The sequence below is a fragment of the Parabacteroides sp. KHUB-01 genome (assembly GCF_056640935.1).
Genome location: NZ_CM153256.1, coordinates 1483126 through 1504730 on the forward strand (window position 1 = coordinate 1483126; position 21605 = coordinate 1504730).

Consider the following 21605-nt stretch of genomic DNA (forward strand, 5'->3'; position numbering starts at 1 on the left):
GAACAAGTTGACAAGGCTTCAGTTAACAAGTTGACAAGGCTTCAGGCACAAGTTGACAAGGAATTAAATTATAACAAACCTCGTCAACTTGTCAACTCGTCAACTTCTTACAACAGAAATTAAAAGAATATGGAAAATAGTTTATACATATCGCCGTCGCCTCATATTCACGGAGGAGACAGTATTGAGAAAAACATGTATGGCGTACTGATTGCCCTTATTCCGGCATTCCTTGTTTCGCTATACTTCTTCGGACTGGGTGCACTTATCGTTACGATAACATCTGTAGTTGCGTGTGTCCTTTTTGAGTATCTAATTCAGAAATTCCTTATGAAAAAGGAACCGACAGTATTTGACGGTTCTGCAATACTGACAGGTGTTCTTCTGGCATTCAACTTGCCTTCAAATCTTCCTATTTGGATTATTATAATTGGTGCTTTGGCAGCAATCGGTATCGGCAAGATGTCATTTGGAGGATTAGGAAACAACGTATTCAACCCTGCATTGGTTGGCCGTGTATTTCTTCTTATTTCTTTCCCGGCACAGATGACCACATGGCCTACAATTGATGCCCTGTCTGCTTTTCCTATGACATACACAGATGCTGAAACCGGTGCCACAATTCTTTCTATAATGAAAGAAGGAGGTTTGGAAAATTTACCAAACTATGGTTCTTTATTCCTTGGAACACGAGGTGGTAGTTTAGGTGAAATCAGTGCTTTGGCATTGCTTCTTGGTTTCATCTATATGTTATGGAAAAAAATCATTACTTGGCATATTCCGGTGGCAGTTATCGGAACAGTATTTGTGTTCACTGGCATAATGCACCTTGTTAATCCGGCAGAATATGCATCTCCTTTGATTCATGTTCTTTCAGGAGGTTTGATGCTTGGAGCAATTTTCATGGCAACAGACTATGTAACATCTCCTATGACTAAAAAAGGAATGCTTATTTATGGTGTAGGAATTGGTCTTCTGACAGCTATTATCCGTCTGTTCGGTGCGTATCCGGAAGGTATGTCATTCGCAATTCTTATTATGAATGCATTGACTCCACTAATTAACACCTATGTTAAACCTAATCACTTTGGAGGTAAATAACATGGAAAAACTGAAATCAACATTACCAAATATGCTCTTGTCATTGACAGGAATTTGTGTTGTAGCTGGAGCTATCCTTGCTGGAGTGAACCAAATGACAACAGAACCAATTGCAGCATCAAAAGCTGCAAGTTTGGAAGCTGCAATCAAAGCCGTCACTCCTGAATTCGACAACAAACCGGCAGAAGAATCATACATGGCAGCAACTTATGATGGTGATTCACTACGTATATATCCGGCAAAAAAAGGAGACGAACTAGTTGGTGTCGCTGTTGAAAGTAGCACCAAAAAAGGTTTCGGCGGAGAAATAAAAGTTGTTGTAGGATTTGATCCTGATGGAAAACTTATTAATTACTCTGTGCAGAAACACTCTGAAACACCGGGATTAGGTTCTAAAATGCAAGAATGGTTCCGTACCGATAAAAATAAACAGTCTGTTATTGGTAGAACTCTGACAGAAGATGGTCTGAAAGTATCAAAAGACGGAGGAGATGTTGATGCAATAACTGCAGCAACAATTTCAAGTAGAGCATTTCTGGATGCCATCAACAGAGCATACAGCGCATACAAAAGCGTAGATGAAGCAAGCGGAGCAACAGAATGATATGAAAGGAGGATTTTATAATGAACAACTGGATTAAAATATTAATAAACGGTATTATTAAAGAAAACCCGACTTTCGTACTATTGTTGGGTATGTGTCCGACATTGGGAACCACATCTTCAGCCATTAACGGTATGAGTATGGGATTGGCAACAACATTTGTGCTAATCTGTTCAAATATGGTTATATCTGCATTGAAGAAAGTTATTCCTGATATGGTTCGTATTCCTGGATACATTGTTGTTATTGCAACATTCGTAACTGTAGTTCAAATGTGTATGGAAGCATATGTTCCTGCACTATATGCTAGCTTGGGATTATTCATTCCATTGATTGTTGTAAACTGTATCGTGTTGGGACGTGCTGAAGCTTTTGCTGCAAAGAATGGAGTTATTCCTTCTTTCTTTGATGGAGTCGGTATCGGCCTTGGTTTTACAATCGGACTAACTTGCCTTGGTGCTGTCAGAGAATTGTTTGGAACAGGAAAACTATTCGGTATGACATTGATGCCTGAAGAATTCGGTTCTTTGGTATTCGTTCTTGCTCCTGGTGGTTTCATCGCTCTTGGCTATCTTATTGCAATAGTAAATAAATTAAAAAAAGCATAAAGGAGGATAGAATATGGAATATATATTGATTTTTATCACGGCGGTTTTCGTAAATAATGTCGTTCTTTCACAATTCCTTGGAATCTGTCCTTTCTTGGGTGTTTCCAAAAAAGTAGAAACTGCAGTCGGAATGGGTGCAGCCGTTACATTTGTTCTTACACTGGCAACTATTGTAACTTTCCTTGTTCAGAAATATGTGCTTGATGTATTTGGACTTGGTTTTATGCAAACAATCAGTTTCATTCTGATTATTGCAGCATTGGTTCAGATGGTTGAAATCATATTGAAGAAAGTTTCGCCTGCTTTATATCAGGCACTGGGAGTTTTCTTGCCATTGATTACTACAAACTGCTGTGTACTTGGTGTTGCTATTCTTGTTATACAAAAAGAATATAATTTATTGGAATCTGTAATATATGCAATATCAACAGCTATTGGATTTGCGCTAGCTTTGGTTATCTTTGCAGGTATCAGAGAACAGTTAGCTATGACAAATGTGCCTAATGGATTAAAAGGAACTCCTATTGCCTTAATTACTGCCGGCTTGCTGGCTATGGCTTTTATGGGATTTTCTGGAATCGGAGCATAATAGTTGACCGTAATATTCGATAATCAACTAATAAAAACACGGGAAGGTGTATCAGAATTTAATATTCTGATGCACCGTCTCTGCATAAAAAAATCAGTATTATGAAAGAGAAAATCTTAGTAGCAGGTGGAACCGGTTATATTGGTTCACACACAACTGTAGAATTGCAGAATGCAGGTTATGAAGTAGTAATAATCGATGACCTTTCAAACTCAAACATTGAAGTGCTCGACGGTATAGAACGTATCACAGGCATTCGCCCAGCGTTTGTAAAACTGGACTTGAAAGACAAGGAAGCTACACGAGCAGCACTTAAAGAACATGATGGAATAAAAGGTGTAATTCTATTTGCAGCAAGCAAAGCTGTAGGAGAATCAGTTCAGCAACCTCTGAAATACTACAGAAACAATATCACAACTCTTATCAATATCCTGGAACTTATGCCTGAATTTGACATGAAAGGTATTGTTTTCTCTTCTTCATGTACTGTTTATGGTCAGCCAGATCCGGAATTCCTGCCTGTAACAGAGAACGCCCCAATTAAACCGGCAATGTCTCCATACGGAAATACAAAGCAAATTAACGAAGAAATCATTCAGGATACAATTCATGCAGGTGCTCCTTTCAAGAGTATCATCCTTCGTTATTTCAACCCTATCGGAGCTCATCCAAGCGCAGAAATCGGAGAATTGCCAAACGGCGTTCCACAGAACCTTATTCCATATCTTACACAAACAGCTATGGGAATCCGTAAGGAACTGAGTGTTTTCGGTGACGATTATGACACACCTGACGGTTCTTGTATCCGCGATTATATCAATGTTGTGGATTTGGCCAAAGCACACGTTATAGCAATGGACCGTATGCTGCAGAATAAATCTGAAGAAAAAGTTGAAATCTTCAATCTTGGTACTGGCAACGGAGTTTCAGTGCTTGAACTTATCAACACATTCGAGAAGAAAACCGGAGTGAAAGTTCCTCACAAAATCGTAGGCCGTCGTGAAGGCGATATCGAAAAAGTTTGGGCAAATCCTGAAAGAGCAAATAAAGTTCTTGGCTGGAAAGCTGAAGAATCATTGGAAGACACATTGCAGTCTGCATGGGATTGGCAAGTAAAACTTCGTGAAAGAGGTATTCAATAATTGGGACGCGTTAACGAGGAAACAAGTTAACAAGAGAATATAAAGAAAGACGAGTTGGAAAGTTCATATAAATTCTTTCCAACTCGTCTTTTTATTTAGTCTTAACTCTTATCTCCTTATCAGTCCAATTTATGGATAACCAGACCTGAACGTAGTTTCGGTTCAAACCAGGTAGTTTTAGGAGGCATGATATTTCCGGTATCAGCAATATCCATAAGCTGCTTCATTGTCACCGGATAAAGAGCCAAAGCCACCTTCATTTCTCCGCTGTCAACACGGCGTTTCAATTCGCCCAAACCACGGATTCCGCCAACGAAATCAATTCTCTTATCTGAACGCAAATCCTTTATACCCAAAATCTCTTCAAGAATAAGATTTGAGGAAATCGTCACATCCAAAACTCCAATCGGGTCATTATCGTCATAAGTTCCTTCTTTTGCTGTCAATGAATACCATTTGCCAGACAAATACAGAGAGAAATTATGCAAACCAGAAGGTTTATAAATCTCCTCACCCATTTCCTTTAAATCAAAGTTTGCAGATAGTTTTTCAAGGAAAGCCTCGTCTGTCAATCCATTCAAATCTTTGACAACTCTGTTATAATCGATAATTGTAAGCTGCTCAGCCGGGAAACAAACTGCCATGAAATAGTTATATTCCTCATCGCCTCTATGGTTAGGATTCTGCTTAGCTTTTTCAGCACCGACCAATGCCGCAGCAGCCGAACGATGATGACCATCGGCAATATACAATGCCGGCATCTTTGCAAACTCAGCAGTAATCATGCTTATATCTTCATCTTCATCAATAACCCAGAATGTATGACCGAAACCATCCAACGGAGCCACAAAGTCATACTCAGGTTTGCGAGAAGTATATTTTGAGACAATTTTATCCAAAGCATCATTCTCAGGATAAGCAAAGAATACAGGTTCAATATTAGCATTGTTCACACGGACATGCTTCATACGGTCTTCTTCCTTATCACGTCGCGTTAGCTCATGCTTCTTGATAAGGCCATTCATATAATCCGGAACATAAGCACCGACAACTAGGCCATACTGAGTCTTGCCGTTCATTGTCTGGGCATATACATAATAACATTCCTTCTCATCCTGAACAAGCCAGCCTTTTTCCTGGAACATTTTAAAGTTCTCGGCAGCCTTATCATAAACCTTAGGGTCATGTTCATCTGTTCCAACCGGAAAATCTATTTCAGGCTTGATAATATGATATAATGATTTCTCGTTTCCTTCAGCTTCCTTTCGTGCTTCTTCTGAATTAAGAACATCATAAGGACGGGAAACAACTTGTTCGACCAAGTCTTTTGGAGGACGGATGCCTCTAAATGGTTTTATTGTAGCCATAATTATTAGTATTTAAGTTTTTGAGTTTTTAAGTTTATTAGTTTATAAGGAGGCAAGGATACGAGTTAACGAGTTGACTTCTTAACTCCTCAACTCCTTGTCTCCTCTCCCCTCACTTATTAACCCTAAACTTCTCAACCCCATTCTTAAGGAAATCCTCAATCTGGTGAGCAGCAGCAATTCCGGCATTGATATTAGCCTCAGCAGTCTGAGCACCCATCTTCTTTGGAGTAGAGAAATAACGTCCGCTCAGTTTTTCTGCATATTCAGCATGAGAAGCAGGCATTATATCTGTAACATATTTCAAATCTGTTCTTTCTTCCAATAACTTAAGCAAACCAGCTTCGTCAATAACCTCCTTACGTGCAGTATTGACCAGCAAACCATTCTTAGGCATGCGTGAAACCAAATCATAGCCAATAGAATTCTTTGTTTCAGCAGTTGCAGGAATATGAACAGATACGACCTGGCAAGTAGAATAAAGTTCCTCTACTGAATCCACAGGTTTTACACCATCCTGAGATATAACTTCCTCTGGACAATATGCATCATAAGCATAAACATCCATACCCAAGCCTTTAGCAATTCTAGCCAAGTTACGGCCCACATTACCATAAGCATGAATACCAAGTTTCTTATCCTTCAATTCCCATCCGGAAGTTCCGTTATAGAAATTACGGATAGCCATAATCATCATACCAACAGCAAGCTCGGCAACAGCATTTGAGTTCTGTCCAGGAGTGTTCATCACACAAACACCATGAGCAGTTGCAGATTCCAAATCCACATTGTCATATCCTGCACCGGCACGCACCACAATCTTCAACTGTTTTGCAGCGTCAAGAACTTCAGCATCCACCTTATCACTTCTGATGATAATAGCATCAACATCCTTCACAGCATCCAGCAACTGTGATTTTTCAGTATATTTTTCCAGTAACAACAATTCGTCACCAGCCTTTTCCACTACTTCGCGGATACCTTTCACTGCTATCGTAGCAAAAGGTTTTTCTGTTGCAACTAATACTCGTGCCATAATCAATGCTGTTTTTCAAATTCCTTCATTGCTTCAATCAAAACCTCAACACTGCTCTTAGGCATAGCGTTATACAAAGATGCACGGAAACCACCCACAGAACGGTGTCCCTTGATACCTACAATACCTTTTGTAGCAGCAAATGCGTTGAAATCAGCTTCCAGTTCCTTATATTCGTCGTTCATAACGAAACATACGTTCATTATTGAACGGTCTTCAGTTTCCACTGTTCCACGGAACAACTTGTTTCTGTCGATTTCATCATAAAGGATAGCAGCATTTTCCATATCTTTCTTTTCCATAGCTGCAATACCACCTTGTTCCTTATACCATTTCAAAGTCTGCAATGCAGAATAGATAGGCAACACAGGAGGAGTGTTGAACATTGATTCCTTGTCGATATGAGTCTTATAGCTAAGCATTGTTGGGATAGGACGGTCCACATGTCCCAAAGCATCAACTCTGACAATTGCCAAAGTCACACCGGCTGGAGCCAAATTCTTCTGAGCACCGGCATAGATGATATCATATTTTGAAACATCAACCGGACGAGAGAAAATATCAGATGACATATCAGCAACAAGGCGCTGTTTCACATCCGGATCTTTTCTCATTTCAGTTCCGTAAATAGTATTGTTTGTTGTAATATGGAAGTAATCAGTATCGTCAGATATTGTATAATTCTTCGGGATATATGTATAATTTTTATCTTTAGAAGAAGCAACCACCTCAACCTCACCAAACAACTTAGCTTCCTTGATTGCTTTTGAAGACCATGTACCAGTATCAAGATATGATGCCTTCTTGTTAAGCAAATTATAAGGAACCATACAGAATTGCATACTTGCGCCACCACCAAGGAACACAACTTCATATCCGGCAGGAATATCAAGCAATTCCTTAATCAATGCACGAGCCTCATCAACAACAGCCACAAACTCCTTACTGCGGTGTGAAATCTCAAGTAATGACAAACCCATTCCCGCAAAATTCTCTACTGCAGCAGCAGTATTCTTAATTGTGTAGTCACTCAAAATAGAAGGACCTGCATAAAAATTGTGCTTCTTCATAGCGATTGATATTTAAATGTTAATAATATGTTTTGAGTTTATAAGTTTTTGAGTTTTTGAGTTGACAAGTTGACGAGTTAACAAGGCTTCAGAAAATAAGTATTAACTCCTTGACTCCTTGACTCCTCAACTCCTCACCTCTTTTTCTCCCCCCAAAGCCGCACCATGTTTTCCGTGAGTTTCTTCTCAGCCGGGTTATCCTGTCCGTGCCAGAAACGATGTTCTTTAATTTCCGACGGAAGATAATCCTGAACCACGAAATGATTCTCATAATCATGGGCATATTTATAATCTTTGCCATAATCCAACTCTGCCATAAGTTGAGTCGGAGCATTTCTCAGATGCAAAGGAACCGGAATATTTCCGGTACGATTAACAAAGTCCAAAGCCTCATTGATTGCCTTATATGCCGAATTGCTCTTAGGGCTGCAAGCCAGATAAACTGTTGTTTCAGCAAGAGGAATGCGACCTTCCGGCCATCCAATCTTGTGAATCGTATCAAAACAAGCATTGGCAAGAAGCAACGCATTCGGATTGGCAAGACCGATATCCTCAGCTGCCGAAATGCAAAGTCTGCGGGCAATAAACTTTGGATCTTCACCGCCGGCAACCATCCTTGCCAGCCAGTATATCGCCGCATCCGGATCACTTCCACGGATAGACTTTATAAAAGCCGAAATAATATCATAATGCATCTCTCCGCCCTTGTCGTAAGCAGCCGGATTCTCCTGCAACCTCTCCACCACTTTTTTATCAGTTATGGTTATCTCCTTTCCCTCTTCAGCGGAAATCACCAGTTCCAGAATATTCAGCAACTTGCGGGCATCACCACCCGAATATCTCAGCAAAGCATCCGTTTCCTGCAAATCAATATGCTTTTCTTTAAGAACAATATCCTCTGTTATTGCCCTGTTGAGCAGGGACAGCAAGTCCTGCTTCTCCAACGATTTCAAAACATAAACCTGACAGCGCGACAGCAATGGCCTTATTACCTCAAACGAAGGATTCTCCGTTGTTGCGCCAACCAGAGTAACAACTCCCGTTTCAACAGCATTCAGCAGCGAATCCTGCTGCGACTTGCTGAAGCGGTGTATTTCGTCAATAAACAAAATAGGAGAAACACTGTTGAAAAAACTGTTTCCTTTCGCCTTCTCAATAACATCCCTCACATCCTTCACTCCGGAGTTAATCGCACTCAAAATGTAAAACGGAGCATCAAGTTTCCGGGCTATTATCTGAGCCAAAGTTGTCTTTCCTACTCCCGGAGGTCCCCATAATATAAACGAAGGAACTCTTCCGGAATCAATCATTCTCCTAAGGACAGCACCCTGTCCCACCAAATGCTTCTGTCCGATGTACTCATCCAAAGTCCTCGGACGTAATCGTTCTGCCAAAGGTTGATTCATCATGTAGCAAATGTCGGATATTAAAATCACTTTTCAAAATAGAAATATGAAAATATTTCACCTAAAAAGTATGTTTAAAAACAATTTTATTGGACAAAATGTAAGAGCAAGCCACCATCAAACACTTAGCACAAGCAAAAACTATATCATTTTGTCAACACATTATAATCTAATAGTATTATAAATATAATGAAACATGTATATATTGGCACCTGTACTACTAAAAAAAAAGATGCTCCCTTCATTAAGAAGAGAGCATCATAAAATAATTAATAATATGTCAAATATTATCTTGAACCACCAGCCCACCAAACGTTTTCAGTATATACATACATACCATCACCACAAGCTTCCTTGATATTCATATTTGATAATACATCTGAAGCACCATATGTAAAGCGTAATGGGAATTTAGATTTGTTCTGAGGATTCTTCAACTCAACAAAAACTTCATTCATTCCTTTCAAACGACGGTAATCTGAATAAGCTTCAACAGACTCACCATTAGCTCCGAAGAATGACAAATATTTCTGAACCATAGTTTCTTTTAATGGATTTGCATCAAACAATGGTTTCACACTCTTGTCGAAATATTCTTCAGCAACAGAAGCACTCAAATCTATATCAGCTTTTATTCCCAAATAATCATTCAATGCAGAATTTACTGTATTCTCATGATTAGCAAAAGCTGCTACAACAGCATCCTTCAATACTTCAGAAGCTTTTTCTTTCTGTCCTAAACGGCAAAGAGCTTCAGCTTTAATAAATAGTAATTCATGATAACTAATCAAATGAGTCGGAGCTGTAATTGCAAAAGAAGCCAAAGAACAGTCATATGTCATAGTTTTCTGTTCCGGTGCTCCATTTGGTGCTGCATACAATTTTGAGCCATCAATAACGACTTCAGTAGGATCACCATACACCGTATTCCAATTTGTACCAAAAGATTGATTCAAACGAGGGTCATTACGTTCAGACAACTTTTCAGCCAAACTTTTACTTGCTCCCAAGCCATGACGACTATACATAAAGTCAAAGAATGGATTAAACTGACTTCCTCCATCATAAACAGCGAATTTACATTCTTCAGCAGCCGAAGCAAATGAATTGTCAACATATGAAAGCACATCGTTCAAAGCCTTTGCCTTATTTTCTGTTTTAGCCAATAAGCGCATTGTATAACGAGCCTTCAAAGCATAAGCAGTTTTTTTCCACAAAGAAGAATTGCCACCATATATAACATCCTGAGAACCCATAGGACCAGATGTTGCCTCGTCATCACCATCAAACAAAACTATTGCCTCATCAATATTCTTCATTATGTCAGCATAAATAGTTTCCTGCTTGTCAATTTCCGGCTGCATATACATAGGTGTTCCCAATTCTGTATAAACACAAGCTTGAGTATATGGTACATCACCAAACAAATCTGTCAAAATTGCAGCATTATAAGCATAAAGTAATTTAGCAACACCAAGAGTCACATTATTTCCTGCCTCAACACCACCTTCAGAACATTTAGCAATAACATCTTTTGCTGTACGGATATTAGAGTAAACAGCCCCCCACATATTATCATAAGTTGCAGGAACATTTGGTTCACCACTACGAATTTCCGCATTGTAAGTCTGATTTTCAACACCTGTCTCCAATTCCATATAAATTGAAGAATATACATTGAAATCTCCACCAACAGCATTAACAGCAGTACCCACCATCAAATCTGTCATCATAAATTTTGAAGTGACAGTTTCCGGGTTATTCTTGTTGTGATTAATATCATCCATCACATCTTCAGTACAAGAGACCAAAGGGAGTGCTGCCAACGCAATGGTCAGCACTTTTTTAGATATATTATTGAATTTCATTTCTACTATTAATTTTTAGAATTTAACATTTACACCAAAACCATAGCTTGAAGTCTGAGGCATTGAATAACGTTCAAATGCACCACCCATATTGTTGTTACCCTGAGATGATTCCGGGTCTAAGTTTGGCAATTCCGACCACAACAAAATATTACGGGCAAATACATTTACATCAACCTTCAACCAATCTTTTTCCAACACAGGATAACTCAATGATATCTCACGCAATTTCAAGAATGAATTGTCATAAATTGAAGATTCATCAATATTGTTGATTGACTGATAATAGTTCTGCCATGCATCAGCACCTTTGATTTCAATATCATTCTTTGAACCGTCAGCCTTGACACCATCAACAATGAAAGATTCAGTATCACGTCCTTCTGTTGCTTTACTCATACCAAAGAAATTTAACAGACCATTTGTACCACTATACATCTGGCCTCCACATTTCCAATCAAATACAGCTGCAAGACTGAATTTCCAAACTCTCAAATCAGTATTGAAGCCTAAAATAAAGTCAGGAGATACACGACCGATAACCTTTGCTTCACCAGCCTGAGGTACACCGTTTTCATCAACAATCAAGTTTCCTGCATCATCTCTTAAATAACCGACACCATAGATAACAGGGAATTTGTCACCAATACCAGCGCGTACCTGCGGAGTGACGAAACCACCCAACATAATACTTTCTACACCAGGAGCCAATTCGTCAACATAATTATCCATCTTAGTCCAGTTCAAACCGATATTCCAGTCAACCAACTTAGTTCTGATTGGATTAACATTGATTGTCAACTCATGAGTATTAGTATGGATACGACCGCCATTAGTCAACAACTCCTGTGCACCTGTAGAACCAGCCAATGGTACATTGAAAATCTGATCTGTTACATTCTGACGTGAGAATGTATAGTTTACAGAGACCAAATTATTAAAGAAACTCAAATCAGCACCAAGTTCATAAGACTTAGTATTCTGAGGTTTCAAATTCGGGTCATATATTACAGGATATGGTGCAAATGCTCCCAGACCTTGAAGAGGATAAGAGATTGGATTTAGCATATAAAAACCACCACCATAAGAAGGTGTATAATAATAGTTATTATAATATTCACCAGCTTGTCCAACTTCGGCATAAGAAGCACGAATCTTAGCATAATTTACAATATCATTCTTCAGCGGCTCAAGCTCTGTCAAAATAAAACCTGCAGAAACTGAAGGATAGAAGAATGAACGGTTGTTACGTGGCATACTTGAAACATAGTCATTACGTCCTGTAACATTCAAATAAAGCATATTCTTATAAGAAGCAGAAACACTACCGAAGAAACCTACAGTACGTTTGCTTCTCTGCATATCATAAGCCTGAACTATTGTTGCATTTTCAATATGATTCCAGCCCGGGAAATTGAAACCTGCACCATATTCCTTATATTGCTTAGACTGATTATGAACAACCTCATTACCTAATAACGCATTAAATGTCCAGTCTTCGTTTATTGTCCAGTCATAATTAACTGTCAACAATGAGTTGAATGAAACATTACTCCATCCGTAGTTAGTAATTTCGCCATTCATATTTGAGCCTTTGTTTCCATAACCCCAAATATCCTGATAATGTGTCGTATAAGAATCCACACCAATCTGATATTTCACATTCATAGTGTGATTTTCTGTATTGAATTTTGTTTTATAGTTAACAAAGCTGTTACCAAAGAAACGGTTTGTCTTTTCAACGAACTCATTATTCTTGACAAACCAAGGAGCAACAGCAAATGATGGATTACGGAATGAATTCATTTCATAAATACTTCCTGCAGTATGATAAGGAATACCGTTCAAATCATAACTGCTTGGAGCAGGATAAACAGTTGCCAGCAATGCATCATTAGCAGCTGGCATCTTATTGATTTTAGAATTGATGAAGCTAGCAGTAGCACCTGTAGTCCAGTTATCGTGCAACTTAACTTCAGCAGTAAACTTTCCTGTATAACGATCCATTCCTGTTTCAGGAATAATACCATCCTGAGTAGTATTACCCAAAGAGAAAGAATAAGAAGCTTTATCAAATGCCTGAGCAACATTGATTGAGTTATTCCATGTAACACCAGTCTGGAAGAAACCACCAATATTGTCATAAGCCTGAGGTGTAGCCCAAGGATCCAAACCTGCAGCAGCTAGCTGTGGCACATAATACTGTCCCTGATGCAAATTTGCACCATTGTTTGTATATTCATTAGCAACATTACCACCATAAGTAGGATCGTTTGCCAAGTCTGAAATAGCAGGACCCCAAGAAGATGAATTATATGGGTCAAATACTCCACCTGTACCCTGTGCAAATTTTGTCTGCACTTCTGGAGTGCGTCCCAAAACATCAAATGAAACATTTGTATTAAATGAAATCTGAGGCTTACCCTTAGCCAAACCTTTTCCGCTCTTTGTTGTGATTACAATAACACCGTTTGAGGCGCGTATACCATACAATGCAGCAGCAGCCTGACCTTTCAATACGTTGATACTTGCAATATCATTAGGATCAATATCCACTGCACGGTTGGCAACGTCTGTACCTGTTACTGAATTACCAGTACTGATATCAGCAGCAGAAGCAACAGGCATACCATCAATTACATACAAAGGAGAGTTATCTCCAGTAAATGAACGTGCACCACGTATTGTAATCTGAGAAGAAGCACCAGGCATACCTGATGAAGGTTTGATTTCAACACCTGAAACTTTACCCTGCAAAGCACCCGCCAAATTTGAATTAGCACCTTTTGTCAATTCATCAGCTTTCAAATCCTGAACAGCATAACCCAAGGCTTTCTTTTCTCTTGAAATACCCATCGCTGTTACAACGATTTCGTCAAGGTTCTGTGTATCATTTTTCAATACAACACTAATATTTGGAGCAACCTTTACTGTCTGTTTTTCCATACCGATGTATGAAATCTCCAATTCTTTACCATCTGCCGGAACTTCCAATGTAAAGTTACCATCAAAGTCAGTAACAATACCAATTGTTGTACCTTTCACAATTACAGAAGCACCAATAACAGGCAAGCCTGTTTCATCAACAACATTACCTTTAACCTGAGTGTTCTGTGCAAAAGCTGTCCCCACACCCATAGACAAGCACAAAGCAGCTAAAGTCAACTTTTTCATCCTAAAAAAACACTTATTTATTAAACATATATATTACAAACCACTATATCTCTTTTGAGATTCTTATTATAATAATTATACATTATTACTGCATAACATTATAAAATATACGCCCAAAACATGTTTATAATTCATGCTTTAAAACACATTTTTTCAAAAACGGGTGCAAAACTATATAAAATATCGACACAAAACAACAATATACAAGTTACAAATCATTAGCCAATACCGTAATATCGCGATATATCATAATGCATAATTATACACCATACTTGCATTTTAAAGAGAATAATTACCACATTTTTAAATTTTGTCAACGCAGAAAGCAAATGCAGCATCATACATTTAAATAATTCATAACAAAACGACACATAAAAAACAGAAACTACAAATTATAAAAAAAACACAAAAAAAGCGCAGAAATACAATATCACTTCTGTATTTCTGCGCTTAGAGAACAATTTAAAACTATTAGAAACCGTATTTTTAAATTTTTAGAATAATATTATTCCTAACAACTACAATTTCTATATAAATATATAAAAAGAGAATCATCAAGGTTCATCTTCCGTAAATCCTGTACGGCGGAAACCTGCCACTTTATAAGTGGTATCACCTTTTACATTAATAAAACAAACGATACTATCGGCAGCCATTCCTCTTGGTGTTGTAGCTTTTCCTTCCAGTATTTTCCCTTCTGTAATGGATAAAGTAACTGCATCTTCAGACAAACCAGTACCTTCCAATGTGACATCTCCAGATGTTTCAAAAGTACGAGCATCATAATTAGTCTGAACTTTTATAGGAGTATTCAATATATTAGCTTGCCCAGTTGAATTATCAGCGAACCACATTTCAGTACTAATATTAGCTGCTGTATTATATGTGCTGACTATAACCTTACTTCCTAACGCATCTTCCCATTCTCCTGCAGCATTCTGAGCTTCCCAGGTAACTACCCATTCTCCTGCCATCTTTTCAACAGATGTGCCACCTGGCTCTGTTTCAGTTTCACAACTAGTAAAGAACAATGCTGAAACAGCAAACATTAATAAAAAATATTTTTTCATAATCTATAAATACTATTTTATTTGTTCATAACAACATGGAACAACATACCTCCTGTATAAGTCGCATCCCATACAACTTGATTAGCTTCAGGATTAAAAGAAGCATTATTCAATGCAGTAACCGAATCTCCCCAACCTGCCACAAAATTTGAAATCATTGAAATCGAATTATCTGCATTCAAAGAACAATATCCAGCAGCAGCATAAGCAGAACCATAACCTGCTCCCTGATCATACCAACCTCCCATGAAATCTGAAACTTGATAAACGCCAGGTGCCAATTCTGTTAATTTTACAGTAAAACTATTAGAGAAATTAGCTATTCCATTATAATCCCTTGTACTCTGCGACGGATCAATTTTATAAGTTCCGTCCATACTAGTAGTTATATTTGGGTCATACACAACAACAGTTCTTTTAATAGAACTATCAAAACCATCCACATTAGTAGCTGAATAAGATACGGTATATACACCTATTTTATTTGTATCAACATTACTATTTACAACCACATCCCCAGTTACATCTGTATCTCCTTCCATAGCTATTACTCCAGGATCATCAAAAACACCTCCAACAGGAACTGTCATAATTTCCTCTCCATTCATTTCAAAAGTAATATAATAAGTTATTTTTGAAGGATCTTGAGAATCTTCACTACAGTTCCAAAATAATAATGGACTGCAAAGGACCAATAAACTCAATAATATTTTTTTCATAATTTGATATATCTCATTGTTAAACATTATTTTTTATCCCACCAAACTTTTTCATTCAATTCCACCTGTTCCGGTGTATTGTCATTCAAATTAACAGCTCTTTGAGGATAATAAAGTCTCTTAATCAAACCATAGCCTAATTGATTAACTAATGGACTAATCAGCTCTCCAGCTGTCAATTTTGTAGGATTATTATACAATTCATTGGTTGGAACAGAAGAAAGTTTAGGATATCCTAAACGACGTATCTCAGCCCAACTTTCTACATTATTCACACAACATAAAGCTGCCCATTTCTGTTTTCCTATCAAAGAAAGTTTTTCTTCAACTGATTTAGCTGAAGACCATGCACAAGGCTTTCCATCTGCATACAAAACAGATCCATCTGTTGCAATTCCTCGTAATTCAAAGTTTGCATCTATGGCATGCTCATATGCAGCTTTAGCTTTTGCATCATCATTAAAGAAACGTAAATAAGCCTCTGCCAAGAAAAACTGCAATTCAGATTGAGTATATAAATAAACTGGTACAGTAGCATTATAAACCGGAAGGCTAAAATCAGCTTTCTTTTTATTATCATTTGCAGTTTGCTGACGTGAACCAGGGATTTCTCCTTCATAAGTTTTTGTATTTGCAGCTGGAGCAAAAACAGTACTTAAACGAGGATCTGAAGTTGAATTCATATATGCTATTATAGGATAACTAGCCACATGATTTCCTGCTAATGATACTTTATTTGTTGTATACCATGGATTACGTCTATCAGCTTGGTCTGAGAAATTGTCAAACATTATATCTCCACTAAAGAATGTTGCTTTAGATATAAGTTCTTTTACTTTTGCACTATTGTCTTGTGCAAAAGAGCCACGCATCAACAACTTTAATCGCAATGCATTAGCAAAACCTTTCCACTGGTTTAAATCCTTATCAAGAATCATATCACCAGAAACAACAGACATATTATTTAATTTAGATTCAGCTTCATCCAACTTTACAAGCAAATCTGCATAAATATCTTCTCCGTTGTCCCATTTTGGCATCGGGATTTCGTTTCCTTTCAAAGCTTCAGTATAAGGAGCCTTATCCATCTGGTCAACCAAAATCTGATAAATATATGCTTTTAAAACTGTAGCAACAAAATAATCACCCCATGCTTCTTCCGTCTCTGATTGTACAATTACATTTTCCAAATCCTTTAAAGCACCAGCATATAAATAAGTATAATCACTACTAAACATATCAATTGTAAATCGATATTCACTTATATCCTGATATTGAGATGCATCTGGAGCTTGCTCAAAATATTGACAGAAAAAGCCTGCGTAATTATACATATTACCACCAACACGTCCAACTAAAAATGTCTGTGCAGAAGGTATAAGCAATTCTGATGATACAGAACCTGGATAGTTTGGATTATGATTAATATCTATATAATCACTACAACCAGTTAATGTAGCAGCAACAGCTGCTACTAATAATATTATTTTTTTCATACTATACAAACTTCTAAAAGATTAGAATTTAACTGCAACATTGAAACCGTATTTACGTGTACTTGGATTTGCTAAGTATTCTCCAAAACGTCCCTCCAAATCATTACCAAATGAAGATGTTTCAGGATCTATAAATGTATTACTCTTCGGAGTCCAAACAAACAAGTTATTAGCAAACAACGAAAGTTTCACACTTTTAAAGAAAGAATCTCTAAACCAAGAATGAGGCATATCCCAACCAAAAACCAATGATCTTAATTTAACATAAGATTTATCAATCAAGAAGGCAGCCGCCAAATCTTCACCACCATCAATCCAATAATTACCGATATTTCCCATTGAAACAGGGGTTGAGTTTTCAACGTAACTTACACTTCCATCTGCTCCAACAACCTTATTTACTGAACCTGGTATAACAAATGGGTTTCGATCATTATATGCTGTCTGAATACCATTACCTGTAAAATATGTTATAGATTTTGTGTTAGAAAACATTAATCCACCTTGACGTATATCCAAATCTGCACCTAAACTAAAACCTTTATAGGTGAAAGTTGTTGATACACCCATTTCATAATCATAATTCATATCACCAACAATACTCAACTCAGACTGCTTTTCTGGTAAACCTGTAGATGCATTTGCTATAATATTTCCATTAGGGTCACGTTGTGCTACCTGTGCCTTATAAACACCAAGAGGCATTCCTTCAATAGCATACATTCCTGTACCACCACTAAAACCATATATAACAGCCTCACCACCCATACCTTCTGGCAAACTAATAACTTTACTGTTATTTTTTGTAAAATTCCAAGATACATCCCAAGAAAAATCTTTTGTCTGAATAGGTGTTCCACTAACTAATAATTCAACACCTTTATTTCCAATTTTTCCCAAATTTATATTCTGAGCAGTATAACCAGTAGCCGGATCCATATCCAATGAGAATATCTGCTTATCAGACTTACGGTCATAATAAGATGCATCAATTGTCAAACGGCCATTAAAAAATCCAATATTAGCACCTATTTCAAATTCTGTTGTAATTTCCGGGCTCAATGCAGGATTTCCCAAAACATTAGACTCAGAAAAAGCATTATAACCATTTAAAGGGAATTTAATATTACCGAAGCCAAGACTCACATCTGTTTGCAGATAATATGGATCAATCATATAGACATCAGCATCATTACCAGTCTGTCCCCAAGCCAAACGCAATTTTCCAAATGTCAACACATCTTTTGATTCTTCAGGGAGCAGTTCAGAAAATACAAAACTACCTGTTACACCAGGATAAAAGAAATTGTTATTACCTTTTGGCAAGGTTGAAGACCAGTCGTTACGTGCAGTCAAAGTCAAATATGCCAAACTTTTATAAGCTAATTCTACTTGACCAAAAACACCTATAAGACGGCGTTTCCATTCATATTCTGAAGTAGTCGGAGCTGCTGATGAATTACTCAAATTATACCAGCCATCAATATCAAGTCCTTGTATTTCAGAACGCAAACGAGAATATTTTCGTTCATTAACATTCAAACCGGCTAATGCATTTAAATGGAAATCATTGAAACCTTTATCATATGTCAATAAAAGATCATGATTTATCTCTCGCTGACGTATCATCTCTTTACGTACAGAACCTTCTGTATTCAACTGACCATAATTAGGTGTACCCTCATTAGCCATCATCTGCGGAATACCTATCTTCTGCTCACTGTTTGTTGCATCCAAACCTGCACGATAAGTAGCCTTAAACCCTGAAAGAATTTCATAAGAAGCTTCCAACTTTCCATAAGTCTTGTCAGAACGATATACATTCTTTCCATTATTCAATATATAATATGGGTTGGCAACACCATATGGAGTAAAGTAATAATCCTTTTGATTAAATGGATCCTCCAAGTCTTTTAGACCAATGATACTTATATCACGAGGTATCTGATATAAAGAGTTCAAAGCTGTTAAACCTTGACCTGTTGGAGCAAAGTTATTCTTTTGTGATGAATAATTCACAGATGAAGAAACTTCCAACTTATCAAACTTATAACTACCACGCATAGAAAAAGTATAACGATCATATGTATCTGCACGAGTCGGCATTATACCATTATTACTTTGTTGTGATATTGATGCATAGTAATTACCTTTATCGTTACCTCCATTAATTGCAACATCATTTGAATAACGTAAGCCAGTTGAAAAGAAATCCTTAACATTATTTTCTATAGGCAAATATGGCTTTATCTTCTGAGAATTATCATATATATTACCCCAAGGCATCATTGAACCATCAAAGCGAGGACCATAACTTTGATTTTCAATTAATGTATGCAAAGCACCTGAACCCATACCAAACTCATTTTGGAATTCAGGCAATCGTAATACATTTTCAAATTGCATACCAGCATTGTATGTTACTCCTAACCCTTTGTTTTTTTCACCCGATTTGGTTGTTATCAATATCACACCATTCGCAGCACGGCTACCATACAACGCTGTAGCAGCAGCTCCTTTCAAAATTGTCATTGATGCAACATCATTAGGATTAACAGCATTAGCTCCACTACCAAAGTCATAACCTGAATTTAATCCATCTGAAGAAAAATTTGCATCATTTGCCAATGGTACACCATCTATAACGTATAAAGGTTGATTAGAACCACTCAAAGAACTTACACCTCGTATAATTACAGAATTTGAAGCACCTGGAGATGCTGATGCTGAAGATATCTGTACACCAGCAACCTTTCCTGCTAATCCTGAAACAATATCTCCAGTTTGTTTCTTTTGAATATCATCTCCATTTACTGCTGTAGCAGCAAAACCTATAGATTTTTCAGAACGCTTAATACCCATAGCTGTAACAACAACTTCATCAAGCTTCTGTGTATCCGATTTTAAAAGGACTTTTACATTAGAAGAAACAGCTACTGTTTGTTTTTCCATACCGATGTAAGAAATTTCCAGCTGTTTTCCATTAGCTGGAACTTCCAAAACAAAGTTACCATCAAGGTCTGTAACCGTGCCTAATGTTGTACCTTTTACCATAATAGAAGCACCTATAACAGGCATGCCGTTCTCATCAACAACATTACCTTTTACCTGAGTGTTCTGTGCAAAAGCTGTTCCCATACCAATCAACAGGCATAGAGACGCAAGTGTAAACTTATTTTCCATAAACACACTTTTATTATTAAGAATCTGTTTAAATTTATTTATAATTAGTTGTAAATCAGTAGGTTAATTGGAATTTTTTTCGTAACTTTATGATTATCAAGACATTAAAGTTATGCATAAGTACCCAACCAACCTGACTGATAAACAGTGGCAAGTTATAAAAAATATGTTAGACCCCAAAGAAAGATTCAGAAAATATTCACTGCGCTCTGTTTTTGACGGCATCCTGTACATCGTGAAGACCGGCGTGCAGTGGAGAATGCTCCCATCGGATTTCGCTCCGTGGCAGACAGTGTATTACTATTTCAGCAAGTGGAAGAACGAGGGCCTGCTTGAAGAGATCTTCGACACCCTCCGCGGCATTGTCCGCCGTCTTTCGGGCAGGGCGGAGAGTCCCAGCCTTGGGATCATCGACTCAAGGAGTGTCAGGACCTCCCATCATATTGATGGTCAAAGGGGAATAGACGGAAACAAAAAGATAAAGGGCAGGAAGGAGCACATAGTGGTTGACACACTGGGGCTGCCCATGTCAGTGAGAGTCCATCCGGCAAATGTCCATGACAGCGTAGGGGCGGAAGAGGTGTTCGAATCCATGAGATACAAATTCCCGGGGCTGAAACGGATTCTGGCGGACGGAGGTTACAGGGGCGAGACTGTCAGGAACACGGTCAAGAGACTGCTGCATTGCGACCTGGATGTCGTACTCAGGTCCGACAAACGGACGGACAGATTTGTCCCCATGCCAAAAAGATGGATTGTCGAGCGCACTTTCTCATGGCTCGAGAACTTCAGGAGACTGACCATTGACTATGAATACAGGGCCGATACGCACGAAGCCATGATGCATATCGCTGCCATAAAATTATTTTTGAATAAAATTTAAACAGTTTCTAAACATAAATATTTTTCAAAAGAAATAAACTTAAAAAAGCCACAATCAACTAACTCTTTATTTCAACATATTCGTTTAGCTTTTCAAAATTTTTAAACACACATTTCATTTTCAAAAAAAATGAAAACATGGCAAAAATATAAACTTTTTATACATAACACAACTATTTCTTATTTTTTATTAGACTAATAATATTTTAAATTTCATTTTATAACCTACCAAAATAACACAAACAAATACATATTTATAGAAATAGCATAATAGTAGATTTAAAAAAAAC

The 21605-nt window shown here is 37.5% G+C and carries 16 protein-coding genes; 6 read left to right on the forward strand and 10 right to left on the reverse strand.

Annotation, left to right across the window (positions count from 1 at the left end; genetic code table 11):
* Window positions 1–129 precede the first annotated feature (129 nt).
* From ACYIAR_RS06685 to galE, 5 genes are all read left to right on the forward strand, one after another.
* Window positions 130–1101, forward strand: coding sequence for an RnfABCDGE type electron transport complex subunit D (locus ACYIAR_RS06685; RefSeq protein WP_480332881.1), 972 nt, complete (start codon window positions 130–132; stop codon window positions 1099–1101).
* A gap of 1 nt (window position 1102) precedes the next feature.
* On the forward strand, window positions 1103–1705 hold the full coding sequence (locus ACYIAR_RS06690; protein WP_480332883.1) for an RnfABCDGE type electron transport complex subunit G: 603 nt from the start codon (window positions 1103–1105) through the stop codon (window positions 1703–1705).
* A gap of 20 nt (window positions 1706–1725) precedes the next feature.
* The gene (locus tag ACYIAR_RS06695; RefSeq protein ID WP_480332885.1) at window positions 1726–2313 is read left to right on the forward strand and encodes an RnfABCDGE type electron transport complex subunit E; all 588 of its coding nucleotides are present in this window, start codon (window positions 1726–1728) and stop codon (window positions 2311–2313) included.
* Between the two features lie 13 nt (window positions 2314–2326).
* Window positions 2327–2902, forward strand: coding sequence for an electron transport complex subunit RsxA (gene rsxA / locus ACYIAR_RS06700; RefSeq protein ID WP_480332887.1), 576 nt, complete (start codon window positions 2327–2329; stop codon window positions 2900–2902).
* A 101-nt stretch (window positions 2903–3003) separates the two neighbouring features.
* Entirely contained in the window at window positions 3004–4044 is a 1041-nt protein-coding gene (gene galE / locus ACYIAR_RS06705) for a UDP-glucose 4-epimerase GalE (protein WP_480332889.1), read from the forward strand.
* 119 nt (window positions 4045–4163) lie between these two features.
* On the opposite strand, the gene ACYIAR_RS06710 is transcribed toward galE, so the two are convergent.
* The 10 genes from ACYIAR_RS06710 to ACYIAR_RS06755 all read right to left on the reverse strand — a co-directional run bounded on the left by ACYIAR_RS06710 (window position 4164) and on the right by ACYIAR_RS06755 (window position 20433).
* A complete protein-coding gene (locus ACYIAR_RS06710) occupies window positions 4164–5411 on the reverse strand; it encodes a DUF1015 domain-containing protein (protein ID WP_480332891.1) in 1248 nt (415 codons plus the stop codon).
* Between the two features lie 112 nt (window positions 5412–5523).
* Window positions 5524–6447: an NAD(P)-dependent oxidoreductase gene (locus ACYIAR_RS06715; RefSeq protein WP_480332893.1), complete on the reverse strand. Its 924-nt coding sequence runs from the start codon at window positions 6445–6447 to the stop codon at window positions 5524–5526.
* Between the two features lie 2 nt (window positions 6448–6449).
* Window positions 6450–7517 (reverse strand): 3-phosphoserine/phosphohydroxythreonine transaminase, encoded by a 1068-nt coding sequence (gene serC / locus ACYIAR_RS06720; RefSeq protein WP_480332895.1) that lies wholly within the window; start codon window positions 7515–7517, stop codon window positions 6450–6452.
* A 134-nt stretch (window positions 7518–7651) separates the two neighbouring features.
* The gene (locus ACYIAR_RS06725; RefSeq protein WP_480332897.1) at window positions 7652–8926 is read right to left on the reverse strand and encodes a replication-associated recombination protein A; all 1275 of its coding nucleotides are present in this window, start codon (window positions 8924–8926) and stop codon (window positions 7652–7654) included.
* Window positions 8927–9210: 284 nt separating this feature from the next.
* On the reverse strand, window positions 9211–10791 hold the full coding sequence (locus ACYIAR_RS06730) for a SusD/RagB family nutrient-binding outer membrane lipoprotein (protein ID WP_480332899.1): 1581 nt from the start codon (window positions 10789–10791) through the stop codon (window positions 9211–9213).
* A gap of 15 nt (window positions 10792–10806) precedes the next feature.
* On the reverse strand, window positions 10807–13965 hold the full coding sequence (locus ACYIAR_RS06735) for a SusC/RagA family TonB-linked outer membrane protein (protein WP_480332901.1): 3159 nt from the start codon (window positions 13963–13965) through the stop codon (window positions 10807–10809).
* Between the two features lie 554 nt (window positions 13966–14519).
* A complete protein-coding gene (locus ACYIAR_RS06740; RefSeq protein ID WP_480332903.1) occupies window positions 14520–15035 on the reverse strand; it encodes a lipid-binding protein in 516 nt (171 codons plus the stop codon).
* Window positions 15036–15052: 17 nt separating this feature from the next.
* Window positions 15053–15643 (reverse strand): BT_2262 family domain-containing protein, encoded by a 591-nt coding sequence (locus ACYIAR_RS06745; RefSeq protein WP_480332905.1) that lies wholly within the window; start codon window positions 15641–15643, stop codon window positions 15053–15055.
* 137 nt (window positions 15644–15780) lie between these two features.
* Window positions 15781–17250 (reverse strand): SusD/RagB family nutrient-binding outer membrane lipoprotein, encoded by a 1470-nt coding sequence (locus ACYIAR_RS06750; RefSeq protein WP_480332907.1) that lies wholly within the window; start codon window positions 17248–17250, stop codon window positions 15781–15783.
* Between the two features lie 21 nt (window positions 17251–17271).
* Complete coding sequence (locus ACYIAR_RS06755) at window positions 17272–20433, reverse strand: SusC/RagA family TonB-linked outer membrane protein (protein WP_480332909.1); 3162 nt, start codon at window positions 20431–20433, stop codon at window positions 17272–17274.
* Window positions 20434–20545: 112 nt separating this feature from the next.
* Between ACYIAR_RS06755 and ACYIAR_RS06760 the strand changes: the two genes are divergently transcribed.
* Window positions 20546–21316: an IS5 family transposase gene (locus ACYIAR_RS06760; protein ID WP_270592782.1), complete on the forward strand. Its 771-nt coding sequence runs from the start codon at window positions 20546–20548 to the stop codon at window positions 21314–21316.
* Window positions 21317–21605: the final 289 nt, after the last annotated feature.